Annotated in this window: 16 protein-coding genes and 1 pseudogene; 9 read left to right on the forward strand and 8 right to left on the reverse strand. The window is 71.5% G+C overall.

Annotated elements, in window-relative coordinates; genetic code table 11:
• Positions 1-10: 10 nt before the first annotated feature.
• The 4 genes from LC452_RS01400 to LC452_RS01415 are packed head-to-tail and all read left to right on the forward strand — an operon-like array spanning position 11 to position 5,148.
• Positions 11-799 carry an ABC transporter ATP-binding protein gene (locus LC452_RS01400; protein WP_223622234.1) on the forward strand — a complete coding sequence of 263 codons (789 nt, stop codon included), beginning with the start codon at positions 11-13 and terminating at the stop codon, positions 797-799.
• Positions 796-2,439, forward strand: a complete 1,644-nt coding sequence (locus tag LC452_RS01405; protein ID WP_223622235.1) for an ABC transporter ATP-binding protein — start codon at positions 796-798, stop codon at positions 2,437-2,439. Before LC452_RS01400 ends, LC452_RS01405 begins: the two co-directional genes overlap by 4 nt.
• Positions 2,432-4,261 (forward strand): ABC transporter ATP-binding protein, encoded by a 1,830-nt coding sequence (locus LC452_RS01410; RefSeq protein WP_223622236.1) that lies wholly within the window; start codon positions 2,432-2,434, stop codon positions 4,259-4,261. The genes LC452_RS01405 and LC452_RS01410 overlap by 8 nt, the downstream gene beginning before the upstream one ends.
• Positions 4,258-5,148 carry a siderophore-interacting protein gene (locus LC452_RS01415; protein WP_223622237.1) on the forward strand — a complete coding sequence of 297 codons (891 nt, stop codon included), beginning with the start codon at positions 4,258-4,260 and terminating at the stop codon, positions 5,146-5,148. The genes LC452_RS01410 and LC452_RS01415 overlap by 4 nt, the downstream gene beginning before the upstream one ends.
• Position 5,149: 1 nt before the next feature.
• Here the strand turns inward: LC452_RS01415 and LC452_RS01420 are convergent.
• Positions 5,150-5,225: pseudogene (locus tag LC452_RS01420) on the reverse strand.
• 139 nt (positions 5,226-5,364) lie between these two features.
• Between LC452_RS01420 and LC452_RS01425 the strand changes: the two are divergent.
• A complete protein-coding gene (locus LC452_RS01425; RefSeq protein ID WP_223622238.1) occupies positions 5,365-6,282 on the forward strand; it encodes a hypothetical protein in 918 nt (305 codons plus the stop codon).
• Positions 6,283-6,294: 12 nt separating this feature from the next.
• Here the strand turns inward: LC452_RS01425 and LC452_RS01430 are convergent, their stop codons facing one another.
• On the reverse strand, positions 6,295-7,281 hold the full coding sequence (locus LC452_RS01430; protein ID WP_223622239.1) for a YafY family protein: 987 nt from the start codon (positions 7,279-7,281) through the stop codon (positions 6,295-6,297).
• A 62-nt stretch (positions 7,282-7,343) separates the two neighbouring features.
• Here LC452_RS01430 and LC452_RS01435 point away from each other — a divergent pair, with 62 nt between their 5' ends.
• Positions 7,344-8,393: an ATP-binding cassette domain-containing protein gene (locus LC452_RS01435; protein ID WP_223622240.1), complete on the forward strand. Its 1,050-nt coding sequence runs from the start codon at positions 7,344-7,346 to the stop codon at positions 8,391-8,393.
• Complete coding sequence (locus LC452_RS01440; RefSeq protein ID WP_223622241.1) at positions 8,390-9,169, forward strand: ABC transporter permease; 780 nt, start codon at positions 8,390-8,392, stop codon at positions 9,167-9,169. Before LC452_RS01435 ends, LC452_RS01440 begins: the two co-directional genes overlap by 4 nt.
• 45 nt (positions 9,170-9,214) lie before the next feature.
• Here LC452_RS01440 and LC452_RS01445 read toward each other — a convergent pair whose 3' ends face one another.
• The 5 genes from LC452_RS01445 to LC452_RS01465 form a co-directional block, all read right to left on the reverse strand.
• On the reverse strand, positions 9,215-10,603 hold the full coding sequence (locus LC452_RS01445) for a DUF6716 putative glycosyltransferase (protein ID WP_223622242.1): 1,389 nt from the start codon (positions 10,601-10,603) through the stop codon (positions 9,215-9,217).
• Positions 10,600-11,472, reverse strand: coding sequence for an N-acetylneuraminate synthase family protein (locus tag LC452_RS01450; protein ID WP_223622243.1), 873 nt, complete (start codon positions 11,470-11,472; stop codon positions 10,600-10,602). The genes LC452_RS01445 and LC452_RS01450 overlap by 4 nt, the downstream gene beginning before the upstream one ends.
• 95 nt (positions 11,473-11,567) lie before the next feature.
• Positions 11,568-12,725, reverse strand: a complete 1,158-nt coding sequence (locus LC452_RS01455) for a cytidylyltransferase domain-containing protein (RefSeq protein ID WP_374197752.1) — start codon at positions 12,723-12,725, stop codon at positions 11,568-11,570.
• Between the two features lie 2 nt (positions 12,726-12,727).
• Positions 12,728-14,095 carry an alpha-2,8-polysialyltransferase family protein gene (locus LC452_RS01460; RefSeq protein WP_223622245.1) on the reverse strand — a complete coding sequence of 456 codons (1,368 nt, stop codon included), beginning with the start codon at positions 14,093-14,095 and terminating at the stop codon, positions 12,728-12,730.
• Positions 14,092-15,102: a glycosyltransferase family 2 protein gene (locus LC452_RS01465; protein ID WP_223622246.1), complete on the reverse strand. Its 1,011-nt coding sequence runs from the start codon at positions 15,100-15,102 to the stop codon at positions 14,092-14,094. The genes LC452_RS01460 and LC452_RS01465 overlap by 4 nt, the downstream gene beginning before the upstream one ends.
• Before the next feature lie 115 nt (positions 15,103-15,217).
• On the opposite strand from LC452_RS01465, the gene LC452_RS01470 reads away from it, so the two are divergent.
• Both LC452_RS01470 and LC452_RS01475 read left to right on the forward strand, forming a co-directional pair.
• The gene (locus LC452_RS01470) at positions 15,218-16,114 is read left to right on the forward strand and encodes a hypothetical protein (RefSeq protein ID WP_223622247.1); all 897 of its coding nucleotides are present in this window, start codon (positions 15,218-15,220) and stop codon (positions 16,112-16,114) included.
• 41 nt (positions 16,115-16,155) lie between these two features.
• On the forward strand, positions 16,156-16,458 hold the full coding sequence (locus tag LC452_RS01475) for a DUF4229 domain-containing protein (RefSeq protein WP_223622248.1): 303 nt from the start codon (positions 16,156-16,158) through the stop codon (positions 16,456-16,458).
• Between the two features lie 21 nt (positions 16,459-16,479).
• Here the strand turns inward: LC452_RS01475 and LC452_RS01480 are convergent, their stop codons facing one another.
• The gene (locus tag LC452_RS01480) at positions 16,480-16,941 is read right to left on the reverse strand and encodes a pyridoxamine 5'-phosphate oxidase family protein (RefSeq protein WP_223622249.1); all 462 of its coding nucleotides are present in this window, start codon (positions 16,939-16,941) and stop codon (positions 16,480-16,482) included.
• Between the last annotated feature and the right edge of the window lie 233 nt (positions 16,942-17,174).

Below are 17,174 nucleotides of genomic sequence, written 5' to 3' on the forward strand. Positions count from 1 at the left end.
AGGAACACCCATGACCGCTTCGCTGCTGGCCCGCGACATCAGCCTGGGCTACGGAGACACCCCCATCATCTCGGAGCTCTCGCTCGAGGTGCCGGACGGCTCGTTCACGATCATCATCGGCCCGAACGCGTGCGGCAAGTCGACGCTGCTGCGCGGGTTCGCACGGCTCCTGCGTCCGACCACCGGGGCCGTGCTGCTCGACGGCGCAGAGCTGAAGACGTACAAGCCGAAGGAGGCCGCCCGCCGCCTCGGGCTCCTCCCCCAGTCGTCGATCGCGCCCGACGGCATCACGGTCGCCGACCTCGTGGGACGAGGCCGGTTCCCGCATCAGAACGCGATGCGCACCTGGAGCAGCGCCGACGACCGCGCGGTCTCCGAGGCGATGGCGGCCACCGGCGTCACGGACCTGTCCCGCCGCCTGGTCGACGAGCTCTCCGGCGGCCAGCGCCAGCGCGTCTGGGTGGCGATGGCGCTCGCCCAGCAGACCAGGCATCTGCTGCTCGACGAGCCGACGACCTTCCTCGACATCGCCCACCAGATCGACCTGATGGAGCTGTTCGCCGACCTGCACCGCAACGGCACGACGCTCGTCGCCGTGCTGCACGACCTGAATCACGCCGCCCGCTACGCGACCCACCTCGTCGCGATGCGCGACGGTGCGGTCGTGGCGCAGGGCGACCCGCGCGAGATCATCACCGCCGAGCTCGTCGAAGCCGTGTACGACCTGCCGTGCAAGGTCATCACCGACCCCGTGTCCGGCACCCCGCTGGTGCTGCCGCTCGGCCGGCGAACCTCGTGACGCGCACACCCCGGCAGCTCTTCGCGATCGCACTCACCTCCGAGGGGCGAGGCATCGCGCTGACCGCCGCGACCGCGCTCCTCGTCGTGCACTCGCTCGCCGAGGCGGCGATCCCGGTGATCATCGGCGCCACGATCGACCGCGCGGTGCTCCCTGCCGATCCCGGCGCGCTCGCCCTCTGGCTCGGTGTGCTGGTCGGCACGTTCCTGGTGCTGACCGTGAGCTACCAGTCGGCATCCCGCTTCATGGTGACGATCTACGGCTACGGCGAGCAGGCGCTGCGACACCTGACGCTGTCACGGATGCTGCGCCCCCGCTTGTCCCGGCGGAGCGTGACGCCCGGCGAGGCCCTGACCTTCGTGACCTCGGACACCTATCGCGTGGCCGGCGTCGCCTGGTCGGTGGCGCAGCAGTGCTCGACCATCGCGGCGATCGTCGGGGCGGCGCTGGCCATGCTCGTGATCTCGCCGATCGCGACGCTCGTGGTCTTCGGCTCCACGATCGCGATGATGCTCGTGATGCGCGTCGTCTCGCGCCCGCTCGAGCGCCGAGGATTCGCCGAGCAGCACGCGGCGACCGAGGCCGGCGCGGTCGCCGCCGACTTCATGAGCGGGTTCCGCGTGCTCGTCGGCATCGGCGCGCGCGAAGAGGCCGTGCGCCGATATGTCGCCGCGAGCGATGTCTCGCGCCGCGCGGCGACGGCGGCCGGCCGTTCACTGGCCGCATCCGAGGCGGTCAGCGGCACCCTCGCGGCCGTGGTCACCACGGCGCTCGCCGGCATGTCGGCCTGGTTCGCGGCGGAGGGCCGCATCAGCATCGGAGAGCTCGTGACCGTGCTCGGACTCGCGCAGTTCATCAGCGGCTACCTCGCGTACGCGGGGTCGTTCCCCTCGAACTGGATCCACAAGCTGGCCTCGGCCAAGCGCCTCGCCGAGGTCATCGACGCGGAGGACCTGCTCGACGAGCCGGAGGCCGGCGGCGCGCACGTCACGGCATCTGCGGCCGACGTCGTCCTGGCGTTCCGCGCAGGCCCCGCCGGCTCGCCGCCCGTCGAGGTGCGCGAGGGCGAGCTTCTCGGCATCCGTCCGGCAGACAGCGACACCGCGCGTGCGCTGTCCCGCCTGCTGGGTCTGCGCACGCGCCCCGTGCCCGGCACGGTCTCGCTCGCGGTCGACGGGACGTTCCGCGATCTCATTCACCTCGATCCGGTGGAGTATCGTCGTCGCGTCGTCGCCCCGCCGCACGGACAGACGATCGTGAGCGGCACGCTGCTCGAAGCGGTGCGTGGCCACGGGTCGGCGGACACTCCGCAGCCCGAGCTCATCGAGATGGCGGCGCTGCACGACACGGTCGCGCAGGTCGGCGGCTGGGAGGCGCAGGTCGGCGAGGCCGGTCGGCGGCTCTCGGGCGGACAGCGTCAGCGCATCGGCATCGCCCGCGGCCTGCACGCGGATGCCGAGGTGCTCGTGCTGGACGAGCCGACCTCGGCGGTGGATGCCATCACCGAGGCGCATATCGCCCGCGCCCTCGCCGACCACACCGCGACCATGATCGTGATCACGACCTCGCCGCTGCTGCTCGGCGCGTGCGACCGCGTCGTCGACCTCCCCGCTGCCGGATCGGATGCTCGACATGACTGACCCCTCGCGCAGCGCGCTGCTGCCGATCGCCTCGAGCGCTCGAGTCCGCGCCGCCGTCGGCGCGCTGCTGCGGCAGCATCCCGGCCGGACGGCGGCGGTCGCGGTGCTTTTCCTCGCGGCATCCGCCCTCGGTATCGTGATGCCGGCCTGCCTCGGACGCATCGTCGACGCCGTCTCGACCGACGCAGGACTCCCCACCATCGCCGGCTGGGTCGCCGGAGCCGGCGCCGGTGCGATCGGCGCCGCCGTCATGATGCTGTGGGCCACGCGCGTGCTCACCGGACTCGTGCAGGACATGCTCGCGAGCCTCCGCGAAGACGGGTTCGCCTCGGCCATGCGGCTGCCGGTCAGCTCGGTCGACGACGGCGAGAGCGCCGACCTGCTGTCGCGCGTGACGGGTGACGTGGACGCCGTGGCGGAGGCCGGCGGGAACGTCGCGCCGACCCTGCTGTCCGCCGGATTCGCGATCGCGGTCTCGGTGGCCGCCCTGACCGCGCTCGACCCGTGGCTCGCCCTCGCCGGGCTCGCATCGGCGCCCTGCTACATCCTCGGCACCCGCGCCTTCCTGCGTCGTTCACGCGTCGTGTTCCGCGAGGTGCGGGTGCGCGAGGCTGCCCGCAGCCAGGCCGTGCTCGAGGCGGTCGAGGGAATCGAGACCCTCACCGCGTTCAACGAGCAGGAGCACGCGCTCGAGCGCGTCCGTGAGCGCGCCGAGGGGTCGATCCGCACGCAGATCGAGGGTGTGCGGCTGACGAACCGGCTGTTCCGCTGGATCAACGGCGGCGAGCTCGTCGGGCTGGCGGCGATCCTCGCCACCGGGTTCCTGCTGCAGTCGGCCGGCGCGATCACGGTGGGCATGGTCACGACCGCCGCCCTGTTGTTCCACCGCCTGTTCGGTCCCGTCGGGCAGCTGATCTTCGGCCTCGACGACATCCAGCGGGCGACGATCGGTCTCGCTCGCCTCGTCGGCGTGATCGACCTCGCCCCGCAGCGGTCGGAGACCACAGAACCGGATGCCGTCCCGGCGACGTCCACCGGGATCGAGGTGCGCGACGTCACGTTCCTCTACCCCACGACGGGCCGCGGGATCAGCGAGGTCACGCTCACGGTCGATCCGGGGACGACGGCCGCACTGGTCGGCAGCTCCGGATCCGGCAAGAGCACCCTCGCGCGGGTGATCGCCGGGCACCACCCGCCGAGCTCCGGCAGCGTGCATCTCGCCTCCGAGATCGCCGACCCGTACTACCTCTCGCAGGAGCTGCACCACTTCCGCGGCACGATCGCCGACAACCTCCGACTGGTCGCCCCGGATGCGAGCCACGGCGAGATGGTCGCGGTGCTGCACGCCGTCGGCGCGGCTTGGGCGGTCGATGCGATGGCATCTGAGAGCGGGGGCGCGCAGCATCCGTCCGATGCCCCGACCGTCCCCCTCGATGAGGGGCGGATCCAGCAGCTCGCCGTCGCGCGCGCACTGCTCGCCGACCCCGCGGTCGTGATCCTCGACGAGGCCACCGCCGATGTCGGCCTGCACCACCGGGACGCGGTGGAGGGCGCGATCACCGCGCTGCGCGAAGGCCGCACCGCGCTGCTCATCGCCCACCGGCTGCAGCAGGCGTCCACGGCCGAGCAGATCGTCGTCTTCGCCGATGGGAGAGCGACGCAGCGCGGCACGCACGAGGAGCTCCTCGCATCCGACGGACCGTACCGCCGCTCCTGGCTCGCCCAGACTCAGAGCCCACTCGACCGCCCGACCCAGACCCCGAACCCGACCTCGAACCCGACCCGGACTCCGCACGAGTCCGGAGAGACGGAGACCCCGTGAACATCCACCGCGGCATCGTCAGCAGCACCATCACCCTCGCCCCGACCCTGACCCGCGTCACCCTCGCCGGCCCCGGAATCGAGGACTTCCTCAGCACGGGCATCGGCGACGAGTACGTCCGCGTGTTCTTCCCGCACGGCGACGACCCGACAGACGTTTCCCTGCCGGTGCCTGCGGGCGACTGGTGGGAGACGCCGGAGGGCGCACCCGAGGCGCCGATGCGCACGTACACGATCAGCGGGGTGCGACCGGATGCCGGCGAGCTCGACATCGACTTCGTGCTGCACGACGCCGGGATCGCGGGCCCGTGGGCTGCGCGCGCGGAGCCGGGCCACGTGCTCGGACTGAACTCGCCGACCGGCCTGTACTCCCCGCCCTCCGACATCACGTGGCAGGTGCTGGTCGCCGACCTCACCGGTCTGCCGGCCGTGGCGCGGATCGCCGCGGAGGCTCCGGCAGGCGTGCGCACCCGCGTGGTGCTCGAGGTTCCGCACGAGAACGACCGCGTGTCGTTCGACGTCGGCCCCGATGTCGAGGTCACCTGGGTGATCGGCGGCAACGGCCACGCCCCGAGCGCGCTCGGCCACCTGGTGCGCGGCATCGTCGACGACCGCCTGCCCCTCGACGAGGGCTACGTGTGGGTCGCCGGGGAGACCGTCGCGCTGCGCGATGTGCGCAAGTACCTGCGCAAAGAGCTCGGCCTGCCGGCGACCCGGTTCAAGGTCGTCGGCTACTGGACGCCGATCGCCGCCTGGGACGAGAAGTTCGCCGCACTCCCCGACTCGGTGCAGAAGGAGCTCGACGCGATCTGGACCGAGTCCGAGGATGCGGAACCGGAAGACGTGCAGGTGCGGTTCGAGGAGAGGCTGGATGAGCTCGGCCTCTGAGTGGACGCGACGGCGGGAGTCGAACCCGCAACGCCGTCAGATATGAGCTGAGGCCCGGGACCGCCCGGATCGCCGCGATGAGGATGACGTTACCTCGCCGTGATCTTTCCCGCCAGGATCGTTACCTGGGACAACCCTATGAGTCGGCGGATGACAGGGCCGAGCCTGCGGAGACGCGGGAGCTCGCCGTCGGCGCTCGGGTGTACCGTCTCGGGCATGGCCCCTGCGCTCGACCCCGCCACCACCGGGCAGAAGACGCACCGCTACCTTCGGCTGTCGCTCGTGTTCGTGGTGTTCGCGCTCCTGGTGAGCGTGATGCTCGAGACCGTCGTCGTGTCGTGGGAGCCGTTCGCGCTCGGGTGGGATCCGCTCCCCTCGCTCAGCCACTACTTCTACACGTCGGCGCGGAGCGTCTTCGTCGGCGCCCTGATCGCCGCGTCGCTCGCGCTGCTCGCGCTCTCCGGTCGCAACCGCGCGACCGTGCTGCTCGACATCTCCGCGACCTTCGCGCCGCTGATCGCGCTCATCCCCACGGGGATCGACGCGGATCGCCCCGTCGACGGGCTGAGCTGCCCCGGACCCGAGGAATGCATCCCGGCGCCGTATCTGGGCGACGTCCGTGCCGGCGTCGTCGCCTACGTGATCGTCGTCATCGCCGCGGTGGTCACCATGGCCGTGATCCGGGGCAGGAAACGGATCCGCGTCCCCGGTGCCCGTCTCGTCTCGGCCATCGCCATCGTCACCGCCGTCGTGATCGCCGCGCTGGCCTTCATCCCGGCGCTGAACGCCGACTTCCCGTTCAATTTCTGGCCGTTCCCGTCGAGCATCCACTTCGCCGTGACGATCGCGTTCTTCGGCACGTTCGCGGCCGTGCCCGTCCTGCTCTCCCGCGAGCCTCTCGATGAGCAGGAGACGCCGCCGACCCCGGGGCAGAAGACGTTCTACCGCTGGGTGACGCGTCTCATGATCGCCGACCTGGCGCTGCTGATCGCCGCTTTCCTCTTCCGCGACGCGCTGGACGGCTTCCCGGCGGTGCTCATCGGCGAGGTCATCGCGCTCTGCCTGTTCGCCGGATTCTGGGGAGTGCAGACCTTCCAGCGCTGGACGGACGCGAACCCTCCGGGACTCGCCTGAGCCTGCGGCCCCTCACCCCCGCGCCGGCGGCACCGGCCGGTCGATCGCCCGCAGCATCCGCTCCGCCGCCTCCCGCAGCTCAGAGCGATCCGGCTCGGGGAAGGTCATCGCGTACTCGACACCTTCCGGGATCCAGAGGAATGCGTACATCGCCTCGCGCCAGTCCGAGCCGCCGATGGGCCAGCGCGTGTGCTCGGCATCCTCCGCCGTCGCGCCCTGCGACCACGGCCCGAAGCGGTCGTGCACCTCGGCGAGCGACAGGTCCATCACGGCATCCCCCTCGACCTTCTGCGGCGACCACGACGACGCGACGAGCACCCGCTCCTCGATCTCGGCCTCCGTGATCTCGCGCCGGGCGAAGAGCACGCGGGTGTGCTCGACCGACGCGACCCGGTCGACGCGGAACGTGCGCCAGTCCTCCCGGTCGAGATCCCAGCAGAGCAGGAACCACTTGCGCCCGGCGGGTGCCAGCGCGTGAGGCTCGACCCGGCGGACGCTCTCGGCACCCTCGGCATCCACGTACCGCAGCCGCAGCCGCTCGGTGTCGCGGGTCGCGAGCGCGATCTCGCCGAGCACGTCGGGTGAGACCACGGGGCCGTCGCCGATGCGCGGAGGCTGCACGGATGCCGCGAGCGCGTTCACCCGCTGCCGCAGGGCCGACGGCAGCACCTGCTCGAGCTTCGCCAGGGCCGTGAGCGTGACCTCGGGTCCGCCGACGAGTTGCTGCGTGGCCGCGACGCGCAGCCCGATCGCCATCGTGACGGCCTCGTCGTCGGTGAGGAGCAGCGGCGGCACGGCACTGCCCGCCTCGAGCCGATAGCCGCCCGCGGCGCCGGGCGTGGACTCGACGCGATAGCCGAGGTCGCGCAGACGGTCGACGTCGCGGCGCACGGTGCGCTCCGTGACTCCGAGGCGGGCGGCGAGTTCGGTCCCCGGCCAATGCCGGTGCGTCTGCAGCAGATTCAGCAGCGAGAGAGCGCGAGTGGTGGTGTCGGACATGACTCAAAGATTGCCAGACATCGAGGACAGTATCTGTCCTGGTTGGCTTCTACCTTCGCAGCATGACGAACCAATCCATCATCGAAACCGAGGGCCTCACCAAGGTCTTCACCGTCAAGAAGAAGCCGGTGCACGCGGTCACCGACGTCTCCTTCGCAGCGACGACCGGCGAGCTCGTCGCGTTCCTCGGCCCGAACGGCGCCGGAAAATCCACCAGCCTCCGCATGCTGACCACCCTCATCCCGCCCACCTCGGGAACGGCCAGGGTCGTCGGACACGACATCAGGACGGATGCCGCGGGCGTGCGCGCCCGCATCGGCTACGTCGGCCAGCTCACCAGCGGCAGCTTCTCGCAGCGGGTGCGCGACGAGCTGCTCAGCCAGGGCTCGTTCTACGGGATGTCGAAGCGCGACAGCATCCGCCGGGCCGACGAGCTCATCGAGTCGCTCGACCTGTCCTCGTTCGCGACCCGCAGCGTGCAGCAGCTGAGCGGCGGGCAGAAGCGCCGGCTCGACATCGCCCTCGGACTGATGCACGCGCCGCCGCTGATCTTCCTCGACGAGCCCTCGACCGGGCTCGACCCGCAGAGCCGGGCGAACCTGTGGGAGCACATCCTCGATCTGCGCACCCAGCACGGCACGACGGTCTTCCTCACCACGCACTACCTCGAGGAGGCGGACCGCTACGCGGAGCGCGTGATGGTCATGGACAAGGGCCGCATCATCGCCGACGACAGCGCGACGGCGCTGAAGGCGACGCTCGCCGGCGACGTGCTCACCTTCGGATTCGCGGATGCCGCGGCGGCGGCATCCGCCCGCTCCGTGGTCGCGCGCCTCAGCACGGCGCCGGTCACCCTTGACGGCGATGCACTCTCCCTCGCGGTGCCGGACGGCGACCGGCTACTGCCGGTGATCGTGAGGGAACTCGACGCGGCCGGCATCTCGGTCACCCGCGCGACGGGCGTTCCGCCCACGCTCGACGACGTGTTCCTCGCCCTCACCGGACGCACCCTCCGCGAAGCGGGCGAAGGGACGGATGCCGAGGGCGAGGCATCCGATTCCGACACGGCAGACACCGCATCCGACATCAGCAAGACAGGAGTCCTCTCATGACCGCCATCGACACGCTCGTGCGCCCGAACCTCGCCCGCGACACCCGGAACGTGCTGACCCGCGAGCTCAAGCCGGTGCTCCGCGACCCGTTCACGCTCATCTTCAGCCTGCTGCAGCCGCTCGTCTTCCTCGGGCTGTTCGCCCCGCTGCTGATCGGCGACTCCGGGCAGTCGGCCGGTGAGACGCTGGCCTGGTTCGTGCCCGGCGTGCTGGTGATGATCGTGCTGTTCGGCACCGGGGCGACCGGATCGAACCTGCAGTACGAGATGATGACCGGCTCGCACGAGCGCACGCTCGTCGCGCCGCTCGCCCGCTCCTCGCTGCTGGTCGGCCGCGCACTCAAGGAGATCGCGCCGATCGTCGTGCAGGCCCTGGTGATCGTGCTGATCGCGTGGCCGTTCGGCTTCGCGGCCGACATCCCGGGCCTGCTCATCGGCCTGGCGCTGCTGGCGGTCTTCGGCGTGGGCCTCGGATCGCTGTCGTATTCCCTGGCGCTGGCGACGAAGGACCGCGAGTGGCTGTTCTGGGGCGTGCAGCAGGCGCTCATCTTCCCGCTGCTGATCCTGTCGGGCATGCTGCTGCCGCTCGACGACGCCCCGGGCTGGATGCGGGTCGTCGCGTCGGTGAACCCGGTCAACTGGGTCGTGCAGGCCGAACGCGCCCTGTTCGCCGGAGACCTCGGCGACGTGACCGTGCTCTGGGGCTGGGTCTCGGCTCTCGCCGTCGCGGTGGTCGGACTCGTGGTCGGGGTGCGCGCGATCAAGCGCAGCAGCTGAGAACACGGCGCCTGAGCGCCTCTCGCCCGGTGGGGCGAGGGGCGCTCAGCGCCGGATCGAGTCGTGGAACGGGTTGGGCTCGAGCGTGAAGTCGGTCGAGGCGTCCGCCCAGGTGCCGCCGTCAGAAGGCTCGCTCCGACGGCGCACCGCCGACAGCGCGCGCGTGGCCGGAGCGCCGACCGTCAGCGCGAGAGCTCCGCTGAGCGATCGATCCTCGCGCCCGAGCACGCTCGCGCGGTGCCACGCCTCGTGCAGTGCGCCGCCCCGCGCGGCGGGCACGCGGTGATGCGGGAGCGCACCCGCCCGGCGCATGGCCACGAGCTCCTGCACCCGGTGCCACCAGTTCGACTCCGTCTCGGGGTGGAAGTAGTTGTCGCGCAGCCAGTCGGGGTGCGGATGCCGGAACCGACCGGCCACGACCTCGTTCCGCCCGCCGAGCAGACCGCTCCCCACGAACACCGTGTTCAGCAGGCTCTTGCTCACCCCGAAGGAGTCGAGCGCGATCACCGGGATGCCGAGGGCCGTCGCCTCGATGGCCGCGGTCGAGCTGACGGTGACGAGCCCCGCCGCGCTCTCCAGCGCCGTCGCCATCGAGTCGTACGAGAAGACGAGGTTGCGCGGTCGTCGGCTCGGCAGCATCGCGGTGTACGGGTCGCGTTCGAGGTGCGTCTCGGACTCCCCCGGCCGCGAGCGCAGCTTCACCACGACGCGGCGGCTCGGATCGGCCTCGGCGGCGCGCACCAGGGTCGCGGCGATCTCGGCCCGCTCCTCGTGGGCGACCGGGACGAGGGCCTGAGCGGCGAACACGATGTCGGTCGCCGGGGGCCGCACGGCGACCGGCTGCGGAGGCCGTTCCGCCACCGCGACGCCACCGGGACGGGCGGAGAGCGCGTCGACGAGGACACGCTCGGGGCGCAGCATCCGCTGTCGGCGCCGTGCGAACGGCAGGGTGGCGAGGGCCGTCGGCATCGAGACGCCGATGCGTTCGCCGAGCTCGGCGAACGCGCGCTCCTCCCGGTGCGAGTGCAGCACCAGCAGATCGGTGTGCCGCCGGTAGTCGAGGGCTCCGCGCTGCGCAGGGATCGCCATGCCGGGAAGGCCCGAGACCGTGACCGGCCGGTGCCGCAGCGAGTCGATCACGCGTCCCATCAGCCGCACGAACGGGCCACGACCCGCCAGCAGCACGACGTCGGGCCGCTGCCCCTCGAGCCATCCCGCGGTCTCTGCGAAGCCGATGCGCGTGACGTCCTGCGGCCGCAGCCCGGTGCCGGCGAGCGCCGTGCGCTGCTGCGCGGCGCTGGCGGCCAGCGGCGTGCGCACCAGGAGCAGGTGCGGCCGGAGTCCGGGCACCTCGCCGAGCAGTGCGGCCGACCACTTCACGAACGAGTCGGCATCCGCGATCGCGACGACGCGGATGCCCTCGGCATCCGTCATGCGGGGATGCGGCGGAGCTTCGCCATCGGTGCGCGCTCGCTGTCGAACACCCGCTTGACGCCGTCGCCGAGCGCCTTCTCGATCACGCGGATGTCGCGCACGAGGTGCTCGAGACCGGTGGGCTCGAGGGAGGCCGCGTGGTCGGAGCCCCACATCGTGCGGTCGAGCGTGATGTGGCGCTCGACGGCGACGGCTCCGAGAGCGACCGCGGCGAGGGAGATCTGCAGTCCGCGCTCGTGGCCGGAGTAGCCGACGGGCACACCGGCATAGCGGTCACGGAGAGTCGAGATGACCCGCAGGTTCGCCTCCTCCGGCTCCAGCGGGTACGTCGAGGTGGCGTGCATGAGCACCACACGGTCGGTGCCGAGCGTGTCGAGCGCGCGGTCGATCTGCTCGATGGTCGACATCCCGGTGGAGAGGATGACGGGCTTGCCGGTCTCGCGCAGCGCGACCAGCAGCTCGGTGTCGGTGAGGCTCGCGGAGGCGACCTTGTGCGCCACCACGTTGAGCTCTTCGAGGAACGCGACGCTCGGCACGTCCCACGGCGAAGCGAACCAGTCGAGGCCGCGCATCGTGGCGTGGTCGCCGATCTCGATGTACTCGTCGCGCCCGAACTCGACGCGGCGGCGGTACTCGAGGTACGTCATGGTGCCCCACGGCGTCTCGCGCGGGACGTCGCGCATGTGCTCCGGCGTGGAGATCTCCGGCGTGCGCTTCTGGAACTTCACCGCGTCGGCGCCGGCACGGGCCGCGACGTCGATGAGACGCTTCGCGATGTCGACGTCGCCGTTGTGGTTCAAGCCGATCTCTGCGATGACGTACGCGGGACGGCCCCCGCCGATCACCCGCGAACCGATGCTGACAGTCATGATTCCTCCGGTCGTCGAACGGCCCTCGCGGGCCCTTCCCTCCTGAGTACGCGGCGGGGGTGAACACCGTGCGTCCGGAGGGTTACCGGGGTCGGTCAGCTCGACAACACCCGTTCGATCAGTTCGCGGACGGCGCCCTCGCCGCCGCGACGACGGAGCACGACACGCGCCTCCTCCAGGACCAGCGGATGGGCGTTCGCGACGGCGACCGGCCATCCGACGATCCGCATCGCGGGGAGGTCGTTGACGTCGTTGCCGAGGTAGGCGATGTCGGCGAGGGCCACACCGTTCTCACTCGCCCAGGCTCGCAGGGCCGTCTCCTTGTCGTCGATGCCGTGCAGCACCGGGACGCGCAGCTTGTCGGCCCGCGCGCGGACGACCGGGTTGACCTCGGTCGAGAGGATCAGCATCGGCACACCGGCCCGGCGGAGCAGGGAGACGCCCATGCCGTCCTCCCGGCTGACGCGCACGCGCTCCCCGCCGTCGGCGTCGACGATCGCGGTGTCGTCGGTGTGCACGCCGTCGAAGTCGGTCACGATCGCGCGGACCGGGATCGCCTCGGGTGCTTCGTGCAGGACGGCGAGCGCACGGGCGATCCGGAGCTGCTGCTCGTCGTCGATCTCGATCGCGGTCCACTCCGGCACCTCCGCGATACGGGTGCGCCCGAAGAAGCGGTGCCGGCTCTCCCGGAAGCCGTCCGCACGGAACACGTAGAAGGCGCCCGTCTCGAGGTGGTGCGGCTCGCGGTCCTGCCGCCGAGGGCGGTGCGACGCATCGTGGTTGATCGCGACTGCCGCACCCTGGGCGTCGCGCCGCCATAGGAATCCGTAGGTCTCGTACGCCGAGAACACGCTGTCGGCGCGGTCGGCGCGCACCTCGTCGACCGCCGCGGCCAGGGTGTCGCTCGGGATGAACGGCGACGTCGCCTGCAGGAAGGCGACGACCTCGAACCGCTCGCCGTCGGCGTCGAGGGCGTCGAGCGCGTGCAGGATCGCGCTCTCGGAGGTGGCCGTGTCGCCGGAGATCTCGGCAGGACGATGGACGATCCGCGCCCCCGCCGCCGCCGAGACCGCAGCGATCTCGTCGTCGTCGGTCGAGACCACGACGAGGTCGATGCCGGCGGCCGCTGCCGCTCGCACGGCGCGGGCGACGAGGGGCACACCGCCGACGCGCTGCAGGTTCTTGCGCGGAACCCCCTTCGACCCGCCCCGCGCCGGGATGATCGCCACCGTCTTCGGAACCGTCGTCATCATCCTCATCTTCCTCGTATCGCCCGCCACGCCCGCCCGGCACGTCGGCGCGCGCCGATGGCGGTGAGTCGCCACTCCTCCACCCTGCCCACTCCCCCGGCCGGGCGCAGCATCCTTCGCACAGCGCTCTCGGCAGGAGCACCCGGCAGTCGCAGCATCGACAGCCGCTCGGGCGTGAAGTACCGGTCGCGTTCGACGGGATCGAGTCCGGTCAGCAGCTCCTCGGCGCGCGGGCGCAGATGGCCGGCGATCTCCGGCTGCATCGCGTAGCCGACCGCGTCGACCAGGAGCTGGAGCCGGGCGGGATCCTGATACGGCGACCGGTCGCGCGTGAGGGCGTCGACGATGGTCGCGGGGATCCTGTTGCTGTTCTCGAACGGAGTCAGCACGCGGAGTACCGTCTCGGTGCCGGCCGCGCCGATCTCCCTGCCGAAGAGCGTGCGCACGGTCGGGAGCGCGGTGGAGAATCCCGCGACGACCGCCACCGCGTCGAGCCGTTCTGCGAGCAGCTCGGCAGCGGGCCCCCCGCGGTGCTCGACGAACGCGATGCCCTGCGCCGCCGCCCGCGCGCGCACCGCGTCGGTGTGCAGCGGCGGAGCGGCCGGGTGCGGCTTGAACACGATCCGCTGCGGGGACCAGTCCGCGGCCCGGTCGATCATGTCCTTCTGGAGGGCGATCTCCTCGGCAGGACTCACCAGCCCGAGCGCCGACAGATACTGACCCAGCACGAGCACCGTCGCACCTTCCGGGTCGTCGTCGAGGGCCGGGTCACCGGCATCCGTCTCTCCGGCATCGGTCTCGCGCAGCGCGGCGGCGAAGGACTCCGGCGGCACCGGAACGATCTCGGCGTGCGGCGATCCGACGAGCGGACGCACACCGGGCACGACGTCTGCATGCACCACGCGCCCGATGCGGGCGGCCACCGTGTGCGGAAGACTCACGCGCATCGGCGAATAGGTCATCAGGCCGTCGCCGATGAGGGTGATCCGCGCCTGTGGGAACAGCGACATCAGCGTGCGCGCCGGCGCCACCTGCGGGCTCTGCACGAAGAGCTCCAGGTCGTGGGGGTCCAGATGCCACGCGCGGGTCAGCAGTCGCTCGAGGATCGGGAGATCGCCGTCGGACGGCTCCCACGAGCTCGGATGCAGCGGCCCGAGGATCGCCTCGAGCTCCTCGACGCGATCGAAGCGCGAACGCAGCGACCGCAGCGCAGGATCGACCGCGATCCCGACGGTCGTCTCGGGAATCCGCGAGGAGGTGAACGGGACGAGCAGGCGGTCCGCGGGGGATGCGCCGTCGAGGAGACCGGCGTCGATCGCCGCGGCCGCCGTCGCGAGTCCGTAGGCGCTGTGCAGCGCGAAGAGCTGGGTCATGCGGCGCTCCCCGCCTCGCGGAGGATCCGCGCGAGCACGCGGCGTCGCGGACCGTCGAAGCGGTTCAGCACGGTGGAGACCTCGCGGTCGGGCAGCCGGCCCAGCATGTCCCGGATGCCGGCGCGCATCTCGGCGCGAAGCCGCGGCCGCATCCGTCGTGCGCGCACGAGGTGGTGCGAGCTCAGGGCGAGCGCGGTCCACACGGCCTTCGCGCGGAAGCGGTCCGCCTCGCGATCGCCCTCCACGATGTCGAGCACCTGGTCCATGGCCGTCGCGAAGTCGAGCTGCCGTCGGTCCCGCACCTGTGTCAGCGAGGTCGCGACGCCGCGGCGGTAGAGCAGCGCCGGGGCGTCGACGACGGCGAACGACTCGGCCTCCAGGTGCAGCCGCCAGATCCACGGCCTGTCCTCCGCCGTGAACAGCCCCGAGGGGAAGGCGGCCAGGCCGCGGTCGATGATCCGGCGGTGGAAGATCCCGGCCCAGGCGTACGGGTAGTCGACCATCGTCGACTCGTGCTCGGGGAGGATCGCCTCCCGCGGCGACGCGACCTGCTCACGCCAGGGATGCGGCGCCCGGACGAGCGTGCGACGGCCCTCGGCGACCGTGACGTGGTCGGTGCGGAGGAAGTCGCAGTCGAGATCCGTGAGCCGCGATACCAGCACCTCGAGGCGCCGCGGCTGCATCCAGTCGTCGCCGTCGAGGAAGCAGAACGCGTCGCCCTCGACGAGCGCGAGGCCTTGGTTGCGCGCGCTGGCCAGGCCCCGCGGGCGCGGGTTGCGGATGACGTCGGCCCGTCCGAACCGGTCCGCATACTGCCGCATGAGCGCGCCCGTGTCGTCGCGGGAGCCGTCGTCGATCGCGACGAGCTGGAGCGCTGCCGGGTCGTCGAACTGGCGGGTGAGCGTCTCGAGCGTCGTCCCGATGTACTCGCCGGCGTCTTTGGCGGGCAGGATGACGGTGACGAGGGGTGTGCGCACGGATCTCCCGGGGTCGGCGATGACACGCATGGTCGCAGTCGTTCGTTGCCGGTCGAGGACGCGGAGGTGAACGCGGGGTGTCCTGCAGGGCGCGCGCATGCCCGCCGGTTCGCGCCGCGGGCTGCGATCGGCGACGATGGTCAGCATGCTCTGGCCCTTCGGATCGACCTGGCGCCCGGTGCGCCAGAAGCGCCGCGACACCGTGGATCTGCGATGGCTCAGCGCGCGGTCGTGGACGCAGCGCTGGTATCCGCAGGGCATCGACCTCGGCCGCTGGCACGGGCGGCGCACCCTGGCCGTGAGCTGGTTCCGGCAGGACCGGGACCGCACGCATCTCGCTTCGCGCGTCGCCTTCGTCGATCTCGAGCGCTCCCGGCACCTCGACGTCCTGCTCGCGGTGGAGGGCGATGACGGGGAGCTCGCCCCCGCGCCGATCCATGCCGGCGGACTCGCCTGGTTCGACGATCGGCTGTTCGTCGCGGCGACGGGGCAGGGCATCTGGGAGTTCGATCTCTCCGACATCCGCCGCGTGCGCGGCAGCCTCGCCCGACGTCTCGCGGGTGCACGCGGACGCGGCTGGCGTGCCACCGCGCAGGTCGCGGTGCGCACGCATGTGCATCCGGTCGATCTGCGGTGCTCCTACCTCGGCCGGGTGTTCGACGAGGCGGGCGAGCCGCTGCGTCGGGTCATGATCGGCGAATATCGCACCGACGAGCGCGGCCGGATCGGCGAGTTCTCCATCCCCGACGGCCCGGAGCAGGGCTTCGAGGAGCAGGACCGCTTCTCCCCCGGCATCCGCTCGATGCAGGGCGCGGTCCGCTGGGGCGATCGATACTTCGTCTCGCAGTCGGATCGGCTGCGTCCCGGCATCCTCTGGCGCGGCCGACGCGATGCGCTCGAACGCGACCCGGTCTCGCTGCCCGTCGGATGCGAGGATCTCGCGCTCGACCTCGACGACGGACTGCTCTGGTCGCTCGGCGAGCACCCCTGGCGGCGCGTGGTGCGCGGCATCCCGCTGGACCGCCTCGGCATCGACGGCTGAGCGGTCGGAGAGCTCATAGCCCGCGAACGTAGACTGGTCCGGTGAAGAAGCCCGCGCCTTTCCTCGTCTATACCGTGCTGCGGCTGCTGGCATTCCTCGTGCCGCTCGGGATCCTCTGGCTGTTCCCGATCTTCCGGGAGTTCTGGTGGCTCGCCGCGATCTTCGCCGCGCTCATCGGCGTGAGCATCTCGATGCTCTTCCTGCGCTCACCGCTGACCGACGCATCGGCACGCCTGCTCGAGCGTCGCGAGAGCCGCACCTCCGGCGGCCAGGCCGACGCGGATGTGGAAGACGACGCGATCGACGGCGTGAACCGCGCTGCGGACGGCGACGCCAAGGCCTGACCCCCGGCGCCGCCGAGGCACTCAGACCTCGAGCCTCATGTCGATGGCATTGCCGTGGTCGGGGTCGCCTCCGCGCACCAGCAGGTGTCGGTGCTGCACGCGCGCCGCGTAGACCACCAGCGATCCGTGCGGCTGCAGGTCATCGGCCTCGAGCTGCTTGTGCGCGGGAAGCCGCACGTTGAGCGCCTGCAGCGCCGCCGTGATCCCGTCGTCGGGAAGCCTCGACGCCTCCGCCTCGACGTAGGCGGCGTCGGCCCCGCCGACCGGCACCGTGGAATCGAAGACCGTGACGGCCACGTCGGCCCGGCTCTCGATGTTGCGGGAGTGTCTCGCGTCCGGGGAGGAGACCCAGCAGATCCGGTCGGCACCGAGAGGCGCGAAGAAGACGGGCGTCGCCCACGGCTTCCCCGCCCGGTCCGCGGTGGCGATCACGCCGTAGCGGTTCACGTCGAGAAGATGATCGAAGGTGGAGCGGTCGGCCATGATGCGTCTCTCTCGATTCTCTCGGGGTCGGACAGGGCGGGTCAGTTCTTGCGGACGGGGTACCGCAGGTGGAGCACCCGCTCGCCCCGGATGACCTCATCGGGGTCTTCGAGCAGTCGCGGGGCATCCCCCGAACACCACCGGAACGATATCGATGGCGACGTGGTCGATCAACCCCAGGGCGAACGCCTGACCGCCGATGTCGCCGGCGGTCACCCCGATCTCGCCTCCGT

The sequence above is a fragment of the Microbacterium sp. EST19A genome (assembly GCF_019969685.1).
In the GTDB taxonomy this organism is placed as follows: Bacteria; Actinomycetota; Actinomycetes; order Actinomycetales; family Microbacteriaceae; genus Microbacterium.

Excerpts from the sequence above, each read along its gene's own strand:
- LC452_RS01400 (WP_223622234.1), top strand. The coding sequence starts at position 11 with ATGACCGCTTCGCTGCTGGCCCGCGACATCAGCCTGGGCTACGGAGAC.
- LC452_RS01410 (WP_223622236.1), top strand. The coding sequence starts at position 2,432 with ATGACTGACCCCTCGCGCAGCGCGCTGCTGCCGATCGCCTCGAGCGCT.
- LC452_RS01425 (WP_223622238.1), top strand. The coding sequence starts at position 5,365 with ATGGCCCCTGCGCTCGACCCCGCCACCACCGGGCAGAAGACGCACCGC.
- LC452_RS01430 (WP_223622239.1), bottom strand. The coding sequence starts at position 7,281 with ATGTCCGACACCACCACTCGCGCTCTCTCGCTGCTGAATCTGCTGCAG.
- LC452_RS01435 (WP_223622240.1), top strand. The coding sequence starts at position 7,344 with ATGACGAACCAATCCATCATCGAAACCGAGGGCCTCACCAAGGTCTTC.
- LC452_RS01440 (WP_223622241.1), top strand. The coding sequence starts at position 8,390 with ATGACCGCCATCGACACGCTCGTGCGCCCGAACCTCGCCCGCGACACC.
- LC452_RS01445 (WP_223622242.1), bottom strand. The coding sequence starts at position 10,603 with ATGACGGATGCCGAGGGCATCCGCGTCGTCGCGATCGCGGATGCCGAC.
- LC452_RS01450 (WP_223622243.1), bottom strand. The coding sequence starts at position 11,472 with ATGACTGTCAGCATCGGTTCGCGGGTGATCGGCGGGGGCCGTCCCGCG.
- LC452_RS01455 (WP_374197752.1), bottom strand. The coding sequence starts at position 12,725 with ATGATGACGACGGTTCCGAAGACGGTGGCGATCATCCCGGCGCGGGGC.
- LC452_RS01460 (WP_223622245.1), bottom strand. The coding sequence starts at position 14,095 with ATGACCCAGCTCTTCGCGCTGCACAGCGCCTACGGACTCGCGACGGCG.
- LC452_RS01465 (WP_223622246.1), bottom strand. The coding sequence starts at position 15,102 with ATGCGTGTCATCGCCGACCCCGGGAGATCCGTGCGCACACCCCTCGTC.
- LC452_RS01470 (WP_223622247.1), top strand. The coding sequence starts at position 15,218 with ATGCTCTGGCCCTTCGGATCGACCTGGCGCCCGGTGCGCCAGAAGCGC.
- LC452_RS01480 (WP_223622249.1), bottom strand. The coding sequence starts at position 16,941 with ATGGCCGACCGCTCCACCTTCGATCATCTTCTCGACGTGAACCGCTAC.